16 protein-coding genes and 1 pseudogene are annotated in these 20,506 nt (G+C 72.4%); 3 read left to right on the top strand and 14 right to left on the bottom strand.

The window, feature by feature from the left end:
- The first annotated feature begins 60 nt into the window (after window positions 1-60).
- Entirely contained in the window at window positions 61-1,491 is a 1,431-nt protein-coding gene (locus LXN57_RS43685) for an alpha,alpha-trehalose-phosphate synthase (UDP-forming) (protein ID WP_251804203.1), read from the top strand.
- Here the strand turns inward: LXN57_RS43685 and LXN57_RS43690 are convergent.
- Genes LXN57_RS43690 through cobC form a run of 4 tightly spaced genes read right to left on the bottom strand, consistent with a single transcriptional unit; the run spans window position 1,479 to window position 5,181 of the window.
- Window positions 1,479-1,856, bottom strand: coding sequence for a VOC family protein (locus LXN57_RS43690; protein WP_251804204.1), 378 nt, complete (start codon window positions 1,854-1,856; stop codon window positions 1,479-1,481). The two genes, LXN57_RS43685 and LXN57_RS43690, sit on opposite strands and share 13 nt — an antisense overlap.
- Window positions 1,857-1,886: 30 nt before the next feature.
- Window positions 1,887-3,077, bottom strand: a complete 1,191-nt coding sequence (gene cobA, locus LXN57_RS43695; protein ID WP_251804205.1) for a uroporphyrinogen-III C-methyltransferase — start codon at window positions 3,075-3,077, stop codon at window positions 1,887-1,889.
- The gene (gene cobT, locus LXN57_RS43700; RefSeq protein ID WP_285904748.1) at window positions 3,074-4,132 is read right to left on the bottom strand and encodes a nicotinate-nucleotide--dimethylbenzimidazole phosphoribosyltransferase; all 1,059 of its coding nucleotides are present in this window, start codon (window positions 4,130-4,132) and stop codon (window positions 3,074-3,076) included. Before cobT ends, cobA begins: the two co-directional genes overlap by 4 nt.
- Entirely contained in the window at window positions 4,129-5,181 is a 1,053-nt protein-coding gene (gene cobC, locus LXN57_RS43705) for an Rv2231c family histidinol phosphate aminotransferase CobC (protein WP_251804206.1), read from the bottom strand. The genes cobT and cobC overlap by 4 nt, the downstream gene beginning before the upstream one ends.
- 65 nt (window positions 5,182-5,246) lie before the next feature.
- Between cobC and LXN57_RS43710 the strand changes: the two genes are divergently transcribed.
- Window positions 5,247-7,478 carry a transglycosylase domain-containing protein gene (locus LXN57_RS43710; protein ID WP_251804207.1) on the top strand — a complete coding sequence of 744 codons (2,232 nt, stop codon included), beginning with the start codon at window positions 5,247-5,249 and terminating at the stop codon, window positions 7,476-7,478.
- On the opposite strand, the gene LXN57_RS43715 is transcribed toward LXN57_RS43710, so the two are convergent.
- Together LXN57_RS43715 and LXN57_RS43720 are read right to left on the bottom strand one after the other, a co-directional pair.
- On the bottom strand, window positions 7,475-8,098 hold the full coding sequence (locus LXN57_RS43715) for a TIGR03086 family metal-binding protein (protein WP_251804208.1): 624 nt from the start codon (window positions 8,096-8,098) through the stop codon (window positions 7,475-7,477). The genes LXN57_RS43710 and LXN57_RS43715 overlap by 4 nt on opposite strands.
- A gap of 136 nt (window positions 8,099-8,234) precedes the next feature.
- Window positions 8,235-9,746: a cobyrinic acid a,c-diamide synthase CobB gene (locus LXN57_RS43720; protein WP_251804209.1), complete on the bottom strand. Its 1,512-nt coding sequence runs from the start codon at window positions 9,744-9,746 to the stop codon at window positions 8,235-8,237.
- Window positions 9,747-10,082: 336 nt separating this feature from the next.
- Between LXN57_RS43720 and LXN57_RS43725 the strand changes: the two are divergent.
- Window positions 10,083-10,865: pseudogene (locus tag LXN57_RS43725) on the top strand (SURF1 family cytochrome oxidase biogenesis protein); the annotation flags it as partial.
- A gap of 569 nt (window positions 10,866-11,434) precedes the next feature.
- On the opposite strand, the gene LXN57_RS43730 reads toward LXN57_RS43725, so the two are convergent.
- The 8 genes from LXN57_RS43730 to LXN57_RS43765 all read right to left on the bottom strand — a co-directional run bounded on the left by LXN57_RS43730 (window position 11,435) and on the right by LXN57_RS43765 (window position 20,449).
- On the bottom strand, window positions 11,435-13,015 hold the full coding sequence (locus LXN57_RS43730; protein WP_251804211.1) for an ATP-dependent DNA ligase: 1,581 nt from the start codon (window positions 13,013-13,015) through the stop codon (window positions 11,435-11,437).
- A gap of 67 nt (window positions 13,016-13,082) precedes the next feature.
- A complete protein-coding gene (locus tag LXN57_RS43735; protein WP_251804212.1) occupies window positions 13,083-13,397 on the bottom strand; it encodes a hypothetical protein in 315 nt (104 codons plus the stop codon).
- Window positions 13,398-13,467: 70 nt separating this feature from the next.
- Window positions 13,468-14,961 (bottom strand): FAD-dependent monooxygenase, encoded by a 1,494-nt coding sequence (locus tag LXN57_RS43740; protein ID WP_251804213.1) that lies wholly within the window; start codon window positions 14,959-14,961, stop codon window positions 13,468-13,470.
- A 10-nt stretch (window positions 14,962-14,971) separates the two neighbouring features.
- A complete protein-coding gene (locus tag LXN57_RS43745) occupies window positions 14,972-16,327 on the bottom strand; it encodes a dipeptidase (RefSeq protein WP_251804214.1) in 1,356 nt (451 codons plus the stop codon).
- Between the two features lie 21 nt (window positions 16,328-16,348).
- The gene (locus tag LXN57_RS43750) at window positions 16,349-17,410 is read right to left on the bottom strand and encodes a M48 family metallopeptidase (RefSeq protein WP_251804215.1); all 1,062 of its coding nucleotides are present in this window, start codon (window positions 17,408-17,410) and stop codon (window positions 16,349-16,351) included.
- Window positions 17,407-17,973, bottom strand: a complete 567-nt coding sequence (locus LXN57_RS43755; RefSeq protein ID WP_251804216.1) for a uridine kinase family protein — start codon at window positions 17,971-17,973, stop codon at window positions 17,407-17,409. Before LXN57_RS43755 ends, LXN57_RS43750 begins: the two co-directional genes overlap by 4 nt.
- Window positions 17,970-19,502: a cobyric acid synthase gene (locus LXN57_RS43760; RefSeq protein WP_251804217.1), complete on the bottom strand. Its 1,533-nt coding sequence runs from the start codon at window positions 19,500-19,502 to the stop codon at window positions 17,970-17,972. The genes LXN57_RS43755 and LXN57_RS43760 overlap by 4 nt, the downstream gene beginning before the upstream one ends.
- Entirely contained in the window at window positions 19,499-20,449 is a 951-nt protein-coding gene (locus LXN57_RS43765) for a cobalamin biosynthesis protein (RefSeq protein WP_251804231.1), read from the bottom strand. Before LXN57_RS43765 ends, LXN57_RS43760 begins: the two co-directional genes overlap by 4 nt.
- Between the last annotated feature and the right edge of the window lie 57 nt (window positions 20,450-20,506).

Genomic DNA, 20,506 nt, shown 5'->3' on the forward strand with positions numbered 1-20,506 from the left:
GTGCTGCTACGCACAGTAGGCTCACAGTGGGAACAGAAACGACCCGGAGGTGCACTCAGCGTGGCCGAACGAAGTTCCTTCGTCGTAGTCGCCAACCGCTTGCCCGTCGATGAAGTCACCACCCCGGACGGGGAACGCCAGTGGCGTACCAGTCCGGGCGGCCTGGTCACCGCCCTTCACCCGGTGCTGACCGAGCACGGCGGCACGTGGATCGGGTGGGCCGGCGGGACCGGCGAGGCGCCCGAGCCGTTCGACCTCGAGGGCATCCACATCCATCCGGTGCCGCTCAGCGCCGACGAGCTGGAGCGCTACTACGAGGGCCAGTCCAACGCGACGATCTGGCCGCTCTACCACGACGCCGTCGAGACGCCCGTGTACAAGCGTCGCTGGCGTGAGGCCTACCGCTCGGTCAACCAGCGCTTCGCCCAGGCCGCGGCCGAGGTCGCGGCCGACGGCGCCACCGTCTGGGTGCAGGACTACCAGCTTCAACTGGTGCCGGCCATGCTGCGTGAGCTGCGCCCCGACCTCAAGATCGGGTTCTTCCTGCACATCCCGTTCCCGCCGATCGAGCTGTTCATGCAGATGCCGTTCCGGGCCGAGGTGCTGCGCGGGCTGCTCGGCGCCGACCTGGTGGGCTTCCAGCAGCGGCTGGCCGCCCAGAACTTCGTACGCCTGGCCCGGCACCTGCTCGGGCTGCGCTACGAGGGCCAGTCGATCCAGGTCGACGGGCGCAAGGTCAAGGCGGGCGCCTTCCCGATCAGCATCGACACCAGGGAGATGGAACGCCTCGCGGCCGACCCCAAGGTGCAGGCGCGGGCCAAAGAGATCCGGGCCGAGCTGGGCGATCCCAAGACGATCATCCTGGGCGTCGACCGGCTCGACTACACCAAGGGCATCGAGCTGCGCCTCAAGGCCTTCCGTGAGCTGCTCGCCGACGGAAAGCTCAAGGTCGGCGACGCGGTGATGGTGCAGGTGGCCACGCCCAGCCGGGAACGCGTCGAGCACTACCAGTCGCTGCGGGTCAAGGTCGAGCGCGAGGTCGGGCGGATCAACGGCGAGTTCGGCCGGGTCGGCGTGCCCGCGGTGCACTACCTGCACCAGTCGTACAGCAAGCAGGAACTGGCCGCGTTGTACGTCGCGGCCGACGTCATGATGGTGACCCCGCTCCGCGACGGCATGAACCTGGTGGCCAAGGAATACGTCGCCTGCCGGGCCGACACCGGCGGTGCGCTGGTGCTCAGCGAGTTCGCGGGGGCGGCGACCGAGATGCGCCAGTCGTTCCTGTGCAACCCGCACGACCCCGACGGCGTGAAGGACGCGCTGATGCGGGCCGTCGCGGCCGAGCCGGCCGAGCTGAAGCGGCGGATGCGGGTGATGCAGCGGCACCTGCGTACGCACGACGTGGCTCAGTGGGCGCAGACGTTCCTCGAGGCGCTCGAGGTGGCAGCCGAGGGCCGCGCCCCGGAGTCGGCGGAGGCTCAGTCCACGTAGAGGCAGAACGGGTGACCGGCCGGGTCGAGGAAGACCCGGACGGTCTCCTGTGGCTGGAAGTCGGCGAGCGTGGCACCGGCCTGCGTGGCGTGTTCGCACGCCGCTTCCAGATCCTCGACCCGGATGTCCAGGTGCATGCTCATCTGCGGCTGCCCGGGCTGGGCGGGCCACACCGGCCGCGCGTACTGCTTCTCGGTCTGGAAGGAGAGCCCGGCGCCGCCGCCGGGAGCGCCGAGCACCACCCAGTCGTCCTCCTCCTGGGTCGCGCTCCACCCGAGGAGCCGCCGATAGAAGCCGGCCAGCTCGCGGGCATCGGGCGCGTCCAACACCGTCGCGGTCAGTGTGATCTGCGGCCGTCCGTCCATGCCGAACGACCTACCCAGACAGTGATGCTTCTATACCGCTGCGTCGACCACGTCTCCGATCACCACGACGGCCGGCGGGCGGATGCCGGCCTCGGCGACCGCGCCGGCGACCGCGCCGAGGGTGCTGCGAAGCAAACGCTGGTGGCTGGTCGAGCCTTCCTGCACCACGGCGGCAGGGGTCTCGGGGGACTTCCCATCGGCCAGGAGCTGGGCGGCGATCCTGCCCAGGTTCTTCAGGCCCATGAGTACGACCAAGGTGCCGCGAAGCTGGGCCAGGGCCGGCCAGTTGACCAGTGAGTCGGGGTGGCCGGGCGGGATGTGCCCGCTCACGACGGTGAACTCGTGCGCGACGCCGCGGTGGGTGACCGGGATGCCGGCCAGCGCGGGCGCGGCGATCGAACTGGTCACGCCGGGCACGACGAGCACGGGGACGCCGGCCTCGGCGCACGCGATCGCCTCTTCGCCGCCGCGGCCGAAGACGAACGGGTCGCCGCCCTTGAGCCGCACCACGAACTTTCCCTCGAGGGCGCGCTCGACGAGAATGCGGTTGATCTCTTCCTGGGCCGCGGCCGGCCCGTACGGGATCTTGGCCGCGTCGACGAACTCGACCTCGGGCCGCAGGTCGCCCAGCAGCAGGCCGGGCACGAGCCGGTCGGCCACCACCACGTCGGCCGCGGCCAGCAGCCGGCGGCCCTTCACGGTGATCAGCTCCGGGTCGCCGGGACCGGCGCCGACCAGGGCCACGCCCTTGTGTTCTCCGGCGGCGGGCGGGCTGCTCTCGAGGGCGTGCGCGACCAGGTCGCGTACGGCCATCGCGCGCCGCCGGTCGCCGCCGTCGGTGACCGCGACGGTGACCTGGCCGTGCCGGGTGACGGCCGGCGTCCAGGCCGTCGCCGCCGCGCGGTCGTCGGCCCGGACGCAGAACACCCGCCGCTGCTCGGCGGCCGCGCTGACCTGCTCGGCGGCGGCCGGGTCGTCGATGGCGACGTGCACCAGCCAGGCGCCGTCGACGTCGGCCGGCTCGAACCGGCGGGCGCTCCAGGCGGCCCGGCCCGCGTCGACCTGGCCGCGCAGGGCCGGGGTCAGCTCGGGCGACACGATCTCGACCACGGCCCCCGCGGCCAGCAGGGCCGGCACCCGGCGCGTGGCCACCGCGCCGCCGCCGACCACGAGCACCCGGCGGCCGGCCAGCTTGAGACCGAGGGGATAGACGTTGCTCACTTCTCCGACACTCCCGCCGAGTCGAACGTGGCGACCTCGTGCAGCACCCGCACGGCGGCCGTGACGACCGGCAGCGCGAGCGCGGCGCCGCTGCCCTCGCCCAGACGCATACCCAGATCGAGCAGGGGCTCGAGGCCGAGGTGGGCCAGCGCGACGGTGGCGCCGGGTTCGGCCGAGCGGTGACCGGCGACCATCGCGGCCACAGCGTCGGGCGCGAACGCGGCCGCGGCCAGGGCGGCCGACGTGGCGATCACGCCGTCGATGATCACGGGCACCCGGTGCGCGGCCGCGCCCAGGATGAAGCCCGTCAGCGCCGCGTGCTCGAGGCCACCGACGGCGGCCAGCACGCCGAGCGGGTCGGCCGGGTCGGGCCGGTGCAGGGCCAGCGCCCGCCCGACGACCTCCACCTTGCGCTCGAGCGTCGCGTCGTCGATGCCGGCGCCGCGGCCGGTGGCGGCGGCCGGGCCGGCGCCGGTGAAGGCGGCGATCAGGGCGGCCGCGGGGGTCGTGTTGGCGATCCCCATGTCGCCGGTGAGCAGGCACTTCGCGCCGGACTCGACGAGCGCGGCGGCGACGCCGACGCCGACCTCGACCGCGGCCCGGGCCTCGTCACGGGTCAGCGCCGGGCCCACCGAGAGATCGCGGGTGCCCCGGCGGACGTTAGCGTCGAGCAGGGTGGCCCCGCCGTGCAGCGGGATGGCCACGCCGACATCGACCACCATGACGTCGGCGCCGGCCTGCCGCGCGAACGTGTTGACAACCGCGCCCCCGGCCACGAAGTTCGCGACCATCTGGGCCGTGACCTCTTGCGGCCACGGGGTGACGCCCTGGGCGTGCACGCCGTGGTCCCCGGCGAAGACGGCGACGGTGGCCGGGGTGGGCAGCGGGGGCGGGCAGACCTCGGCCAGGCCGGCCAGCCGCACCGAGAGCTCCTCGAGCGCGCCCAGCGAGCCGGCCGGCTTGGTCAGCCGCGCCTGGAGGTCGCGGGCGGCGGCCATGGCCACCTCGTCGGCGGGCCGGACGGCGGCGATCGTCGCCTCCAGGTCGGCGGTCACGGGCGCTCCTCGAGTACGGCGGTCAAGACGTCGACAAATGCGTCGGTAGTGGCAGTGTCGCGCACCGCGATGCGCAGCCAATCGGGGCCCAGGCCGGGAAAGGTGTCGCCACGGCGGACGGCATAACCCCGTTCACGCAGCTCAACGCGGGTCTTGTCGGCGCCGGGAAAGCGTACGGCCACGAACGCGGCGGCCGGATCGCCGGCGACCGTGAGGTTCGGCACGTGCCGCAGCCGTCGCACCAGATGATCGCGCTCCGCGGCCAGCCGGGCCGCGATCTCGCGTTCCGCGGCCACGGCGACCGGGCCGGCGCAGGCAGTGGCCGCGGCGAGCGCGGGCGTCGAGACTGCCCAGAGCGGTTGCGCGGCGGCCAGCCGCGGCAGCAGATCGGCCGGGCCCAGCAGGTAGCCGATGCGCAGGCCGGCCAGACCCCAGGTCTTGGTCAGGCTGCGCAGCACGACCAGACCGGGAAGATCGCGCCGGCCGGCCAGCGATTCGGGCTCGCCCGGAACCCCCGCGCGGTACGTCGTGTCGGAGAACGCCTCGTCGACGACGAGCACGCGGCCGGGCCGGGCCAGCGCCGCGATGTCGCTCGCCGGGTGGAGCACCGAGGTCGGGTTGGTGGGGTTGCCGACGAAGACCAGGTCCGAGTCAGCCGGTACGAGCGTGGGGTCGAGCCGGAAGCCGTCTTCCGCCCGCAGCAGCACACGCTCGACCGGGTGACCGGCGTTGCGCAGCGCTGCCTCGGGCTCGGTGAACTGCGGGTGCACGACCACCGGGCGGCGGGCTCCCCGCAGCGCCTGGGCCAGCACCACGAACGCCTGGGCGGCGCCGGCCGTCAGCAGGACCTCGGCCGGATCCCGGCCGTGCCGCGCGGCCACGGCCGCGGTGGCCCCGGCAGCGTCGGGGTAGGCCACGAGATCGTCCAACGACGCTCGCAGCGGCGCGGACAACCAGGCCGGCATGGGCTCGCGGCGCACGTTGACCGCCAGATCGACGAGGCCGGCGCCCACCTCCGCGTCGCCGTGGTGGCCGAGGTCGATCGTCATGGCATCAGAATGCCCGACCCGGTCGGCGTCTCACTTTCGGCTGATCCGTACGGTCATGAGACTTTTTGTCCTACCTTCATATGGTGGCAGCCGGAAAAGTCGCACCCCTCGTCCGTACCGGCCTGATCGCGGGTCTCGTGATCGCCGGTCTCGCCTACCCCCTGGCCGCCGTCGCCGGACTCGGCGTCAAGGCCGGCACCGAAGCTCTTCAGGCCATGCCGGAAGAGTTGATCGAGGTGCCGAGCGCCCAGACCACGTACGTGTACGCCAACGACGGCAAGACGCTGCTGACGATGTTCTACGAGGAGCACCGCCGGCCAATCAAGATCGAGGACATGTCCCCGTACGTCACCCAGGCGATCGTGGCGTCCGAGGACTCCCGCTTCTACGAGCACAACGGCGTCGACGCCAAGGGCGTGGCCCGCGCGTTCGTGGCCAACCAGCAGGCGGGCGGGGTCTCCCAGGGCGCGTCCACGCTGACCATGCAGTACGTGCGGATGGCGCTGCGGGACAGCGCGCAGACGCCGAAGGAGGCGCTGGAGGCTACCGAGCAGACCACGCAGCGCAAACTTCGCGAGATGCGGCTGGCCATCGAGCTCGAGAAGCGCCTGTCCAAGCAGCAGATCCTCGAGCGCTATCTGAACACCGCGTACTACGGCCACCGGGCGTACGGCATCTTCGCCGCCGCTCAGGTCTTCTTCTCGAAGACGCCGCGGGAACTCAACCTGACCGAGGCCGCCCTGCTCGCCGGTCTGGTCAAGGCGCCCTCGGCCTACGACCCGGCCACCAACGACCGCAAGGCCGCCACCGACCGCCGCAACTACGTGATCGACCAGATGCTCAAGATCAAGGCGATCACCCTGTCGCAGGCGACCGAGGCCAAGCGCGAGAAGATCCGGCTCAAGCTCAGCTCGCCGCCCAACGACTGCATCGGCATCGCCAACAAGCACAACAACTGGGGCTTCTTCTGCGACTACCTACGGTCGTGGTGGAAGGAGCAACCCGCCTTCGGGCCCACCCCGCAGGAGCGCGAGGCGAATCTGCGGCGCGGCGGCTACCGGGTGATCACGTCGCTCGACCCGAAGATCCAGGCCTCGGCCATGAAGCACATCCTCGACAAGGAGAAGCGGCGCAGCCGGATAGCGCACGGTCAGGTGATCATCGAACCCGGCACCGGGCGGGTGCTGAGCCTGGCGGTCAACCGGCGCTACTCGCTCGACCAGAAGGGCAACCCCAAACACAGCCGGTTCAAGGGCGTCAAGGGCAACTATCCGAACACCGTGAACCCGTTGCTCGGCGGCGGCGACATGGCCGGGTACCAGGCCGGCTCGACCTTCAAGATCTTCACCATGCTGGCCGCGCTGGACGAGGGGATGCCGCTGAGCACCTCGTTCTACAGCCCGCCCCGGTTCTATTCGAAATACATCACCGCGCCCGGGCCGGCGACGTGCGGCGTGCACTGGTGCCCCAAGAACTCGACACCCTCGATGACCGGCCGGCAGACCATGTGGAGCGGCTTCGGCAAGTCGGTGAACACCTACTTCGTCCAGCTCGAGCAGAAGGTCGGCGCCGAGAAGGCCGTCAAGATGGCGGAGCGGCTCGGCCTGCGGTGGCGCACCGAGGTCGACCGCAGGCTGGCCTCCCCCGAGCACGCGAGCGAGTGGGGCGCCTTCACCCTCGGGGTCAGCGACGTGACCCCGGTCGAGATGGCCAACGTCTTCGCCACCGTGGCGGCCGAGGGCACCTACTGCCAGCCGCTGCCGGTCGAGGCGATCAGGACCCGGGACGGTACGGACGCGGTCTACAAGGGCAAGCCGGTGGCGACGCCGCGCTGTCACCGCGCGGTCAGCGCCGACGTGGCCCGGGCGGCCACGGACGCGGCCCGGTGCGTGACCGGCTACGGCGCGGCGCGCGGCGGCTGCGGCGGGTGGGGCACCTCCGAGATGGTCTACGGGAAGCTGAAGCGGCCGGTCGCGGGCAAGAGCGGCACGACCGACGCCAACAAGACGGCGTGGTTCTGCGGCTTCACTCCCCAGCTGGCGGCGGCCGCCTTCGTCGCCGACCCGGACAACCCGGAGATGAACGTGGGTTCGAACCGGTCGACCACCTCGAAGTTCACCGTCGCCGAGACTCTGAAGGACGCGCTGAAGGGTCGTCCGAAGGCGAAGTTCACCCCGCCCTCGGACGACCTCGTCGACCGCTGGAGCAGCCGCGATCGCGACCGTGATCGCGACGACGACCGGGACCGCGATCGGGACCGCGATCGGGACCGCGATCGGGACCGCGACGAGGATTAGGCCGCCACGGCCGGCCGGCGGCGCGGTGGGCGCCATTGGCTGTCGCGGCCGGCCAGAGCGAGCGCTTGGTCGAGCAGGCCGGCCTCGTCGTCCAGTGGCACGACCGGGCCGAACAGACCCGGCGTGCCCTCGGCGGGCCCCTGCGCCAGGAACTCGACGAGGATCTCGAGCGTGCGCGGGTCGGCGAAGTATTCCTGACCGGTGGCTCGGGCCAGGTCCCACCCGTGCATGATCACCTCGGTCATCGCGACGTGACCCAGCGCGGCGGCGGGCATGGTGACCCCGCCGGCCTGGGACGTGCCCGTCCAGGCGGCCGGATCTTTCCACGAGGTGGCGAGATCTTCGAGCAGGACAGGCAGGCGGCTGCGCCAGTGGCGGGTCAGATGGTGGGCGGAGGGCTCGGGCGCGGAATCGTCGACCCGCTTGTGGGCGCCCTGGGTGAAGGCCACGGACAGGCCCATCAGATGGTCGAGCAGGGTGGCGACGGTCCACCCGGGGCACGGCGTGGGATTGGCCAGCTCACCGTTGTCGACGCCGAGCAGCAGAGCCCGCAGCACCCGCACCGGTGGGTCGAAATCCAGAGGAACACGATCGGCCACGGCCATCCCCCTTCGCGTCATGCCTGTTAACCCCACGTTACGGGTGGGGTGCGACACTTTCCCGCTCGTCGAAGGGCGTTTTCACGGATGCTTCCCGGAGTCAGGCATTCCGACATTTCGATCTTGCGGAGCGTCGTTTTCCGGATTGACGAACTGGTCAGGCCGTGGTGATGTCCACCGTGTCGTTCAGATTCGGCGCGACCGGAGCCGGCCTGTACTGGGCCGGCGGATGCTGAGCCGGCTGGTGCTGGACCGGGGCCTGCGGCGACATCGGCGGCACGGGTCGTAGCGGGATCGGCGGCAGCAGCTGCGCCGGGCCGGCCACGGCAGCCGCGACGACCCGCTTGGCGATCTCGGGCGCGGCTGCCCAGTGCAGGCCGAGCTGCGAAGCGTGCACCTGGCGCCAGACGAAGCCCTCCGGGTTGCCGCCCGACCAGGTCCAGGCGGGCACGGCGCCGGCACGCGGCGTGACGATGGCCCGGTGCTGCTTGTAGCCGGTGATGCGGGCTCCGGTCGGGGCCAGCGGTGAGGTGGCCGGCGCGGTGGCCTCGCGATAGCCGGCGACGGTCTGCTCACCGGTCACTGAGGTGGCGTCGAGCACGCCGCACATCGGGCGGCCGTCCAGGTCGCGGCCCAGCCAGGGCAGGGCCACCCCCTCGGCGATCACCGGCCAGCCGTCGGCGGCGAACTGGGCCACCGAGGAACACAACCGGCGATTGGCCGAGAGTTCCTCGGCGTACCCCTCGGGCAGTCCGGCACCGACCACGAGCGCCCGGGTGCCGGCGGGCAGGCCCTCGTCCCGCAGCGGGTCGACCACGGCCACGTCGGCGCCGGCCGCGGTCAGCAGTTCGGCCGTCTCGACGTACGTGTAGGGCGCGCCCGGCCCACCGGCCAGCGCCACCACCGGACGCTGCTCGAAGACCTCGGCCCCGGCCGCCTCGGCCGGAGTCCACAGCGGCCCCGGCAGGGCGGGCGCGGAACCGGCCAGCGCCACGATCCGGTCCAGGTCGAGACCGCCCGCCACCGCCTCGCCGAGCCGGCGCACCGCGCGGACAGCCTCGACCGTGCGGTGCGCGACCGGCACCGGGCCGTGCGACCGGGCGGGCAGCACGTTGGGCAGGTCGCCGCGACGCAGCGCCCCGAGCACCGGCATGCCGATGTCGTCGAGCGCCGTCCGCAGCATCTGCTCGTGGCGCGACGACGCGACCCGGTTGAGGATGACCCCGCCCAGGTGCACCATCTCGTCGAACATCCGGAAGCCGTGCACGAGCGCGGCCAGCGAATGCCCCATCGAGGCGACATCGACGACCAGCACGACCGGAGCCCGCAGCACGGCGGCCACGGCGGCGGTGCCGTCGATCTCGGGCTGACCGGTCAGCGAGTCGAACAGGCCCATCGCGCCCTCGATCACCGACAGCTGGCTGCCGGACGCCCCGTGCTGGAAGAGCGGCGCGATGCGCTGCGCGCCGACCAGCCGGGGGTCGAGGTTGCGGCCGGGTCGTCCGGCGGCCAGACCGAGGTACGCGGCGTCGGTGTGGTCCGGGCCGACCTTGAACCCGGCCACCGGGATACCCCGGGCCGCGCACGCCGCCAGCAGGCCGACCGCGATCGCGGTTTTGCCGTGCCCCGAGGCGGGGGCGCTCACGACCAGGCGGGGCTGGGCGCTCATCGTGTCTTCCCGGGCCTTTCTGCTGCCGGCCCGGGGTGACCCCGCCGGCCTCGTGCCAGTCACCGGCCGGGATGCTTCCCCGCCGGCTCGCGCTTCAACCAGCCAAGACGTTTCCTGATTGGTCTCGCACCGGTGCCGCGCCGAAGTTTCCCGCGTCGATCCGGTGCCAATCGCCGGCCGGGTGTGATCCCGAACCGACTTCGTATCATCCCCGGCCCTGGCGTCCTGCCGCCGACACCCTGTCTGTCGCCGTTGCCGGCCCGGTGTTTGCGTTGCCGGACAGGGACAGTACCTGGCTCCGGCAGGCGGCGACCGCGCGACGGGTAGCCTCGTTGCGTGTACCGCTTCCTGCTGAGCCCGCGCTGGCTGGCCGCGGCCGCGCTCGCGGTGGCCGCCGCCTTGGTCATGGTGATGCTCGGCAACTGGCAGCTGCGACGGTATGAGGAGCGCAGCGCGACAAACGACCGGATCGATGCCGCTGATTCGGTGGCTGCCGTTCCGCTCACCTCGGTGCTCACCCGGCCGACCGCGCCGGGCACGGCCGGAACCTCTCCGGGCAAGAATTTGGCCTGGACGAAGGTGACTGTTTCCGGTCAATACGACCCGTCGCACGAGATCCAGGCGCGCGGCCGCACGGTCAACGGCGACGTCGGCTTCGAGATCGTCACACCGCTCGTGCTGGCCGACGGCACGGCAGTGCTGGTCGACCGCGGCTGGGTGCCGGCGCCGCCTGGCGGCGCGCTCGCCGCGCCCGTGGCGCCACCCGCGCCGACCGGCCCGGTGACGGTAGTCGGCCAGATCCACCTGTCGGAAAGCCGACCCGTAGCGGTGGAACGCCGCGACGGCCGTCTCGACACCCGCCGGATCTCCCTGCCCCGCCTAGCGCCCGAAATGCCCTACCCGGTGTACGGCGCCTACGTCCTCCTGACCGAGCAGGTGCCCGCCGCCGACGCCGCCTTCACCAGCATCCCGATCGACCACGAGGACGCCTGGCAGAACGGCGGCTACGCCGTGCAGTGGTGGCTGTTCGCGCTCATGGCACTCGCCGCCTACGTCTACTACGCCCGCAAAGAGGCCCACGGCGGCGACCAACCCGCCCGGGAACGCTCCCCCGCCCGCCCGCGTCCCGAATCCGGCGACCGCATCGACGACGCCGACCGCAGGCGGGCCGCCACCGCCGACCGCGTGGAGGAAGCCGACCGACGCCGCAGCGGAGGCGACCGCGTAGAAGAAGCCGACCGCAAGCGGGCCGCCGCCACTGCTACGCAGGGTGATCGCGTCTCCGATGCTGACCGTGCCCGGGACACCGCGGGCCAGGGCCGGTCGGCCCAGGACTGACCGGCGCACCGAGCCATAGGGGCAGGACGTGCCCTTTGGCCGGAGGTGCCCTTGGACCGGACGCCGCTGCCCGTTCTTGCGCTCAGGTCGTCGCCGGCCCGGCGCGTCGGCGCGGACCACGGTGATCGTCGACTCGGCGCGTCGGCGCGGACCACGGTGATCGTCGACTCGGCCTCCGCACCGGGCGGCAACCGGCCCTGGCGGCCAGTGGGGCGAAGTCGGCGGAGGCCTCGAGCCCGCTGCTCAGCCCGTCGACCGGCCAAGCCCGCCTCGCGCGAGATGGCAGAGGAGACCGGGATCGTCGCCGATACCGGTGTTGCGCCGGTGCGATGGTCTCGTGGCGGCCGCTGTCAGGGCTGATCCGGCCGGGGGAAGCTGCCGATGCTGCGGACCATGTCGATCGTGTCGGCCTCGGCCGCGGGCTTGTCGTCCCGGTAGCGGAGCACCCGGGCGAAGCGCAGGGCCACGCCGCCGGGGTAGCGCGGGGACGCCTGCACGCCGTCGAAGGCGATCTCGACGACCTGTTCGGGGCGCACCCGCACGACCCAGCCGTCGTCGGCGGTGGCCAGCTGCTGGAAGCGTTCGGTCTGCCAGCGCAGCAGCTCGTCGGTGAGGCCCTTGAAGGTCTTGCCGAGCATCACGAAGCCGCCCGATTCCGGGTCGCGGGCGCCCAGGTGCAGGTTGGACAGCCAGCCCTTGCGCCGGCCGTGGCCCCACTCGACGGCGAGAACGACGAGGTCGAGCGTGTGCCGGGGTTTGACCTTGACCCAGGCCGAGCCGCGTCGGCCCACGTCGTAGGGGGCCTCGGACGCCTTGATGACGACGCCCTCCTGCCCGGCGGCGAGCGCGGCGGCGAAGGCTGCGGCCGCCTCTTCCTCACTGGTCACGGCGGTGCGACCGACAAGGAGCTCGGCCGGCAGGGCATCGGCCAGCGCCGCCCACCGGACCCGGCCCGGCTCGTCGAGCAGGTCGGCGCCCTCGAGGTGGAGGACGTCGAAGAAGAACGGCACCAGAGCGAGCGGAGGCGCCCCGCCCTGCGCTGCGCCGCGGGCGACGGCAGTCTTACGGGAAGCGGCGGCGCCGCGCGTGGCGGCCCGGCTGGACGTCTCTTGGAACGGGCGCGGGCGGCCGGCCGCGTCGAGCGTCATCGCCTCGCCGTCGAGCACGACCTCGCGCAGCGGCAGCTTGCGGACGGCCTCGACCACCTCGGGCATGCGGGCGGTGATGTCGTCGAGGCTGCGGGTGAAGACCGCCACCTCGTCGCCGGAGCGGTGCACCTGGATGCGGATGCCGTCGAGCTTCACGTCGACCGTGGCCGGGGTGCCGGTGGCCAGCAGCGCGGCCCCCACGTCGGGCGCGCTCTGGGCCAGCATCGGCGTCAGCGGCGTGCCCACCCGCAGACTGATCTCGGCCAACGCGACGGCCCCGCCCGCGAGCGCCGCCACCGCGACCTGCTTCAGGTCGCCCGAGAGCAACAGGGCCCGGCGCACCGCGGTCAGCGGCACCTCGGCCGCCTTGGCGATCGCGTCGGCGAGCAGCCCGGCCTGGGCACCCTGTCGCAGCTCGCCGCTGAACAAGCCGACCAGCAGTCGCTGCTCGTCGGCCGTGGCCGCGCCGAAGAGCGCCGCCACCAGATCGCGCCGCCGAGCCTGCGACCCGGCCCCGGCGACCACTGAGATCTCGGCGACCAGCGCATCGACCGCACCCACGGTGAGGCTGGGGGCCTCGGCGGGCGCCGGCCGGTCGCGCAGGCTCGCATAGCCCACCCCGGTCTGTCGCTGCCGCAGCTCACCCGCCAGATAGGCCGAGCCGGCGGCGATCTCGCCGGGGTCGAGCGCGCGTAGGGCGCCGGCAAGCAGCTCGACCTTCGCCTTGCGCCCCGGGGTCGCCGCGACGGCCGCCGAGGTCGCCGCCAGGTCTACGAATCGCACTCCCACATCCTGGCAGCACCCCCTGACACTTTTCGGCCCGTCACGGGCGCGCGACGGATCTGAGAGGTCAGGCGGCGCGCGGCTCGGCGATGCGGAAACCGCGCGCCCGGACGGCCTCGGCGACGCGCGTCACCTGGGCGTCGATGGCGCAGAGGGTGGCTGAGAGCTCGTCTAGATGGTCGGTGAGGGCGCCGTCGTCCCAGTCGGCCACGTCGAGCTGGTCCATCGCCAGCACGGCGGAGCGCAGGCGGGCGATGGATTCCAGGCGATCACGGGAACGGAGACGGTCGATCGCGTTGCGCGGCCCGGCGCGCATCGGCCGCACCACCAGAGACACCGAGGCAGGCCCCGGGGTGACAACAGGCTCAGTGTTCGAACGCATGTTCTAATCCTAACAGGACGAGATCGCCCGCCGCACCGGTTTGCTCTGCGTGACGGCCGCCTCGAAACACTCAGCCCCGCAACAGCGCGGGGAAGACAACCGCTGCCTCCGAGACGGCGGCCTCGGCGGCCACGAACCCGTCCGGGCGTACGAGATAGAGCCGCCCCGGCTGCAGACCGGTGCCGGGCGCGGGTGCGAAGACGTGCACCGGGAGGCCGAGGTCCGGCACGTCGGTTGCCGCCACCCCGCCGTACGCGTGGATTTGCCATCGGAGGTCGCGCAGCACCTCGAAGTTGCCGCCTGCCCAGGGCAGCCGCCGGCCCACTACCGGATCGCGGCGCCCACCGGCCGCGGCCCGCGCGTTCGGTGTCATCCAGTAGTGGACGCGGATCTGCGAGACGTACTGGAACACCCGCCCGCCGCCCGACAGCCTGGGCACGAAACGGACACCGAGCGGCGCCACAACCGGCACCAGGACTCGCCGCAGCAGCCGCGCGACCGGCCGCTGCGAGGTGATCGCGCCGAAGATCCGGTCGGTCGTGGCCACCAGCGTGCGCGCCACCGGGCGGCGCTCGGCCTCGTAGCGGTCGAGCCACGCGTCCTTGCGGCGCCCCTGCAGCACGTCGGCCAGCTTGAAGGCCAGATTGTGCGCGTCCTGCATGCCGGTGTTCATGCCCTGGCCGCCGACCGGCGAGTGCACATGGGCCGCATCCCCGGCCAGGAAGAACGGCCCGTCCCGGAAGGTCGCGGCGACTCGGTGGTGCACCTTGTACGTGGCGAACCACCGCGATTCGCCGTACGTGACCGCGAACCGCCTGATCCGCGGGCGCACGTCCTCCTCGGTGAGCCGCGAGTCGCCGTCCTCGTCGCGCACCAGGCCGAGCAGGCGCCACGCGTGCCGGCCGCGCATCGGGAAGCCGAGCAGGAAGTCGCTCCCACCCGGGCGTACGTTGATCGCGTGCTCGACCAGGCCGGCCGCCCCGACCGCGTCGATCACGTAGAACCGGTGCGGGTTGGTGACTCCCTCGTACGCGATGCGCCGCGCCTTGCGGACGGCCGAGTTCGACCCGTCGCAGCCCACGCAGAAGCGGGCCCGCACGGTGTCGTTGCCGACCTTTGCCTCGACGCCATCCTCCACCTGCTTGACCGCCGTAACCGGGGTTTCCCACCGGACAATCCGGCTAGGAGCACCGGCACCCAGCTTCTGCAGGTTCTCGTAGAGGATCTCCTCGTTGCGGCTCTGCTCGAGGACCTCGATGAACGGAAAGGGCGTGAGGGTGCCGCCGAGCCGGCCGAGCGACACGCGCCCGAACACCCGGTCGAGGAAGCCGGGCGCCAGCGCGTCAGCGCGCTCGGCCGCCTCGAGCACCTGGTCGGCCAGGCCCAGTTGGTCGTAGATCTCGAGGCTGCGGGCCTGGACGACGAGGGCGCGCGACTCGCGGGTCGGGCCTTCCTTGCCGTCGGCGACGATCACGTCGACCCCGAGTTTGACCAGCCAGTTGGCGAGCATCAGCCCGGTCGGGCCGGCGCCCACCACCAGCACGTCACACGACAGCTCGGCCATCCGCCGCCCCTTACTTCGTCGAAACGTTCTCCGCCACGTTCTTGAGGAGCAGAGCCTCGGCCACGCACACGCGCTCGAACTCGCCGAGATGCAGGCTCTCGTCCGGTCCGTGTGCGGCCGAGTGCGGGTCCTCGACGCCGGTGACCAGGATCGCGGCCTGCGGGAACAGCTGCTGGAAGGTGGCGATGAACGGGATCGAGCCGCCCACGCCCATGTCGACCGGGTCGGTGCCGTCCCAGGCCGAGCGGAAGGCGGCGCGCGCGGCGTCGTACGCGGGGCCGGTCGCGTCGATGACGCAGGGCTCACCGTCGGCTTCCAGGGTGACCTCGACCTGCGCGCCCCACGGCACGTGCTTCTCGAGGTGGGACCGCACGGCCGCGTACGCCGCCTTCGGGTCGTCGCCGGGCGCCAGGCGTACGGAAATCTTGGCCTTGGCCGTGGGCTGGAGCGCGTTGGCCGCCTCGAACGTGCGGGGCGCGTCGATGCCCAGCACCGAGACCGACGGCTTGGTCCAGATGCGGTCGGTGATCGAACCCTTGCCGATCAGTTCGACGCCGTCGAGCATGCCCGCCTCGTGGCGGAACCGGTCGGCCGGGTAGTCGACGCTCGCGCCCTCACGACCGACCAGCCCGTCGACCGCGACCTCGCCGCTCTCGTCGTGCAGGGTCGACAGCAGGCGGGCCAGGGTGATCAGCGCGTCGGGCACCGGGCCGCCGAACATGCCGCTGTGCACCGCCGACTTGAGCACCTTGACCTCGGCGAACAGGTTGACCAGGCCGCGCAGCGAGGTGGTCAGGGCGGGGCGGCCGATGTCCCAGTTGCCGGAGTCGGCGATCACGATCACGTCGGACCGCAGCTCCTCGCGGAACTCCTCGATGATCGCGTCGAGCGACTCGGACCCGTACTCCTCCTCGCCCTCGACGAAGACGACCACGCCGACCGGCAGCTGGTCGCCGAAGGCGCGCAACGCGGCGACATGGGCCATCACGCCGGCCTTGTCGTCGGCGGCGCCCCGCCCGTACAGGCGGCCGTCGCGCTCGACCGGCTCGAACGGATCGCTGCTCCAGAGCGACACGTCGCCGACGGGCTGCACGTCGTGGTGGGCGTACAGCAGGACGGTCGGCGCGCCCTCGGGGGCGGCCTTGCGCCCGATGACGGCCGGCTGGCCACCGCGGACCACGACCTGCGTGTCGAGACCGCAGCCGCGCAGCAGCTCGGCGACGGCCTCGGCGGACCGCTCGACGTGGGAGTGGTCGAAACCCTCGAAGGCGATGCCCGGGATGCGGACCAGCCGCTCCAGGTCGGCCCGGACCCCCGGGAACTCCCGCGCGACAGCCGCGCGCAGATCGGTCTCACTCAAGCTCATGAGAGAGATCTTAGGGCCCGTTCAGCTTTCTTCGTCGTCTCGCTGGCCCCGCCGTGAGGCGTCTCCCATCCACCCGCGGGCGCCCCGTACAGCCGATCCGGCCAGGTCACCGGCGCCGTCGCCAAGCTTGCGGAGCAGACCGACGAGCGGATCCTGCGAATTCGTGAACGTCTCCCGGTACGAGTTCGCCGCCGCCTTCACGTCGTCGCTCACCGAGGCGTCGCCGTCCGAGTCGCGGCGGGGGTAGTCGCCGCCGAGGATCTCGGCGTACGCCCCGGAGTCGACCCACTTGCGCAGCTCGGAGGCCCGGGCCACGGGCACGGGGTGGGTGCTGCCCAGCGTCATGCCGATCTTGTGGATGCTGTCGCGCAGGTCGCCGCCGCTCTCGTACTCCGCGGCCTGCTCGAGGAAGGCGGCCGTGTCGATCTGCGAGAGGTCGCCGCCGCCGGCCAGCTTCATCAGCAGGCGCAGCGAGGCCGACGGGTCCTGCCCGGCGAGCAGCCCGGCGCGGTCGGCCGACAGCTCGGCCTTGCGCCACCACTCGAGCATCGCCGTGATGATCGCCCGCAACGCGATCGCGCCCACCGGCAGCCAGCTCAGGCTGGCCGCCCAGCGGGTCAGGATCATCAGGATGGTCTTGTAGACGGCGTGGCCGCTGCGAACATGGCCGATCTCGTGGCCGAGCATCGCGCGCAGCTCGTCGTCGTCCAGCCGCTCGACGGCGCCGGTGGTGATCACGATGAACGGCTTGTCGAGGCCGATCGCCGAGCCGTTGATGATGGGGTCCTGCGAGACGAAGAGCTCGGGCAGCTCGACCACGTCGAGGGTGGTGGCGGCTTCGGTGAAGCGCTGGTAGACCCGCGGGTACTGGCGGTGGTCGACCCGGATGGCGCCGGCCAGGAACTGCAGCCGGAAGCCGCGCTCGTTCCACATGCCGAAGAACGCCTTGACCACGTCGTCGAAGCCGCGCAGCTCGCGCAGGGCGGTCAGCGCGCCCCGGTCGGCCGGATGTTCCCAGGCCCGCGAGCTGATGCCGGTCAGGGTCACACGCCTGCGTACCGGGCGGTTCTCTTCGTCGGTCATCGTGCCCACCCTTCCGTCGCGCCGTCGATGATCAGATCCGCCTGGGCGGCTGTGTCGTCCACGGCGAAGTGCCTGTCCTCGGCGGCCCGCCAGCGCTCAAGGTACTTCCGATACGCAACGCTGTCGTCCCCGTCGCGGGCGATCGCGCGCTCCCAGCGAAGTTCGGGCGGCGCGTCGACAAAAACAGCCAAGGTCAACTCGGGACGAATGTCGCGCCGGGCGGCACTCACCCCTTCCAGCAGTACGGCCGGCCGGGGCGGAACTGTCAGAGGCCGCCCCGCGAAATCCTTTTTGTCCCAGTCGTAGCGCCGGTAGGTGGCTGTCCGGCCGAGCCGCAGCGGAGAGAGCACGTTCTCTTCCAGCCGCGTCCAGAACGTGAACTGATCGTCCCAGCCGTTGAGCAGGTCATCGGTGTGCACGACGGGCGCGTCGCCGAGCGCGGCAGCCAGGCGGTTGGCGAAGCGCGTCTTGCCCGCGCCGCTGGGCCCGTCGACGGCGATCAGGCGCACGTCACCCAGGCGAGGCGGCCGGTTCATGACGTACGCGGCCAGGTCGTCGATCACCGCTGCGGCGCCCCGGGCGGAAGGAACGGCGCGCCGCCCGGCGGTCCGCTTTCGATCAGCCGCCACAGCGCCTCGGTGTCGAGATGCTGTTCGACCAGGTCGCCCAGCACGTCGAGCGCGTGGTCGCGGACGCCCGCGAACCGGATGTCGGCGGCCACGGTGAAGCCGCCGCGGCCGGCCTGGCGGGCAGCCGCGGTCAGGAATCGGCGGCGGAACTCGTCGGACTCGAAGGCGCCGTGCCAGTGGGTGCCGTAGACGTTGTCACGGACCGCTCCCTCGGGCCGCCCATCGGCGTACCGGAGGAAGGGCTGTCGACTGCTTTCGGTGACGGCGCCGTGGTGAATCTCGTATCCGGAGACGGGCGCGCCGAAGCCCTCGCCGGTCGGCCGGCCCAGGTGCTTGCGCGGCTCGAAGGCGATCCGCACGGGCAGAAGACCCAGGCCCGGCACGGTTCCGCGGCGACTCTCGACCTCGTCGGTGATCGTCTCGGCGAGCATCTGGAAACCGCCGCAGATGCCGAGCAAAGGCTTTCCGGCCGCGGCGTGCGTGCGGATCGCGTCCGCCAGCCCGGTCTCGCGTAGCCAGGCGAGGTCGCTGACAGTCGCCTTCGAACCGGGCACGACCACCAGGTCGGCGTCGGCGATCTCGGCCGGCTCGACCGTGAGTCGCACCTGGACGCCCGGTTCGGTCGCCAGCGCCTCGGCGTCGGTGGCGTTCGAAAGGCGCGGCAGGCGGACGACGGCGACGCGCAGCCACTCAGTGCCACGCGGCCCGCGCGGGCGGCCCAGAATCCGCCCGTACGCGAGGGAGTCCTCGCCGTCGAGCCAGATCTCCGGATGGAACGGCAGCACGCCGTACACCGGCCGGTGCGTCACCGACGTGATCATGTCGAGCCCGGGCCGCAGCAGCCCGAGGTCGCCACGGAACTTATTGATCACGAAACCGGCGACCAGAGCCTGATCCTCCGGACTGAGCAGCGCGACCGTGCCGAACAGGGCCGCGAAGACGCCGCCGCGGTCGATGTCACCGACGACGATCGCCGGCAGGCCGGCCTGCCGGGCCAGGCCCATGTTGACGAAGTCGCCGTCCCGCAGGTTGATCTCGGCCGGGCTGCCGGCCCCCTCGCAGATGACGGCGTCGTACTCGGCGCGGAGTTCAGCCAGGGCGGCGTGCGCGGTCTCGGCCAGACGCGGCCGCAGCGACCGATAATTGCCGGCCGTGACGGTGTCGACGGCCTCGCCGAGCAGCACCACCTGGCTCGAGAAGTCGCTGCCCGGCTTGAGCAGCACAGGGTTGAACCGCAGGTCGGGCGCGATGCCCGCCGCGGCGGCCTGCATAGCCTGAGCGCGGCCGATCTCGCCGCCCCGCCCGTCCGCCCCGACGACGACCACCGAGTTGTTGGACATGTTCTGCGCCTTGAACGGCGCCACCTTGACGCCGCGACGGTAGAGCCAGCGGCAGATGCCCGCGGTGAGGATGCTCTTGCCGGCGTCCGAAGTGGTGCCGGCGACAAGAAGGCCGCCGCTCACTGCCCTTTGTCCCTGATTCGCCCGGCCGGTCTGATCGTCTTGCCCCTCAGCAGCGCCGCTCCGACCGCGAGGCCGGCGGCGGCCAGACCGACACCGCCCGACACCCGCGCGGCCCGGCGCAGGTGCTTGGCCGACGGACGCGGGCCGTCCCCGAGGAACGGCCTGGTCTCGCTGCGTCCGAAATAGACGTTGCGGCCTCCGAGGCGTACGCCCAGAGCCCCCGCCATGGCCGACTCGCACTGCCCGGCATTGGGCGAAGGGTGGTCGTTGCGGTCACGGCGCCAGACCCGCAGCGTCTCCCTGGGGTTCCCGCCCGCGACCGGCGACACCGCGACCGTCAGCAGTCCGGTCAGCCGGGCCGGCAACAGGTTGAGCCCATCGTCGAGCCGGGCCGAGGCCGTGCCGAACCGCGCGTACCGCGGCGACCGGTGCCCGACCATCGCGTCCAGCGTGTTGGCCGCCCGATAGGCCAGCAGCCCCGGAAGCCCGAGCAGCCCGCCCCACACCAGCGGCGCCACCACCGCGTCGGAAGTGTTCTCGGCGACCGACTCGACCGTGGCCCGCGCCAGCTCCGGCTCGTCGAGCCCGGCGGGATCGCGGCCGCAGAGGTGGTTGAGCCGCCCCCGCGCCGAGTTCAGATCGCCGTCGTCGAGGTGCCTGGCCATGATCCGCGATTCCCGCCGGAGGGTTCGTCCGCCCAGCACAGTCCACGTGGCGGTGGCCACGAGAGCGGCCCGGACGATGGGCAGGCGCCGGGTGACCGCCGCCGCCCCGAGCCCGGCCAGCGCCGGCAGCCCCACGGCGATCGCCGCGAAAGCCGCTCCCGATCGACGGTTGGGGGCGTAGATCCGCTTCTCCAGAGCTGCCGCCGCTGTCCCGAACCCTGCCACCGGGTGGAACCGCCGCGGATCCCCGAACGCCGCATCAAGCAGGTAGCCCGCCGCCAGTCCGACCGCGTCCGCCGTCCCCGGCCGACTCGCCGCGCGCCAGCCCCATTTCGGGAG

The organism is Paractinoplanes hotanensis (assembly GCF_023717965.1).
GTDB classification, from domain to species: domain Bacteria; phylum Actinomycetota; class Actinomycetes; order Mycobacteriales; family Micromonosporaceae; genus Actinoplanes; species Actinoplanes polyasparticus.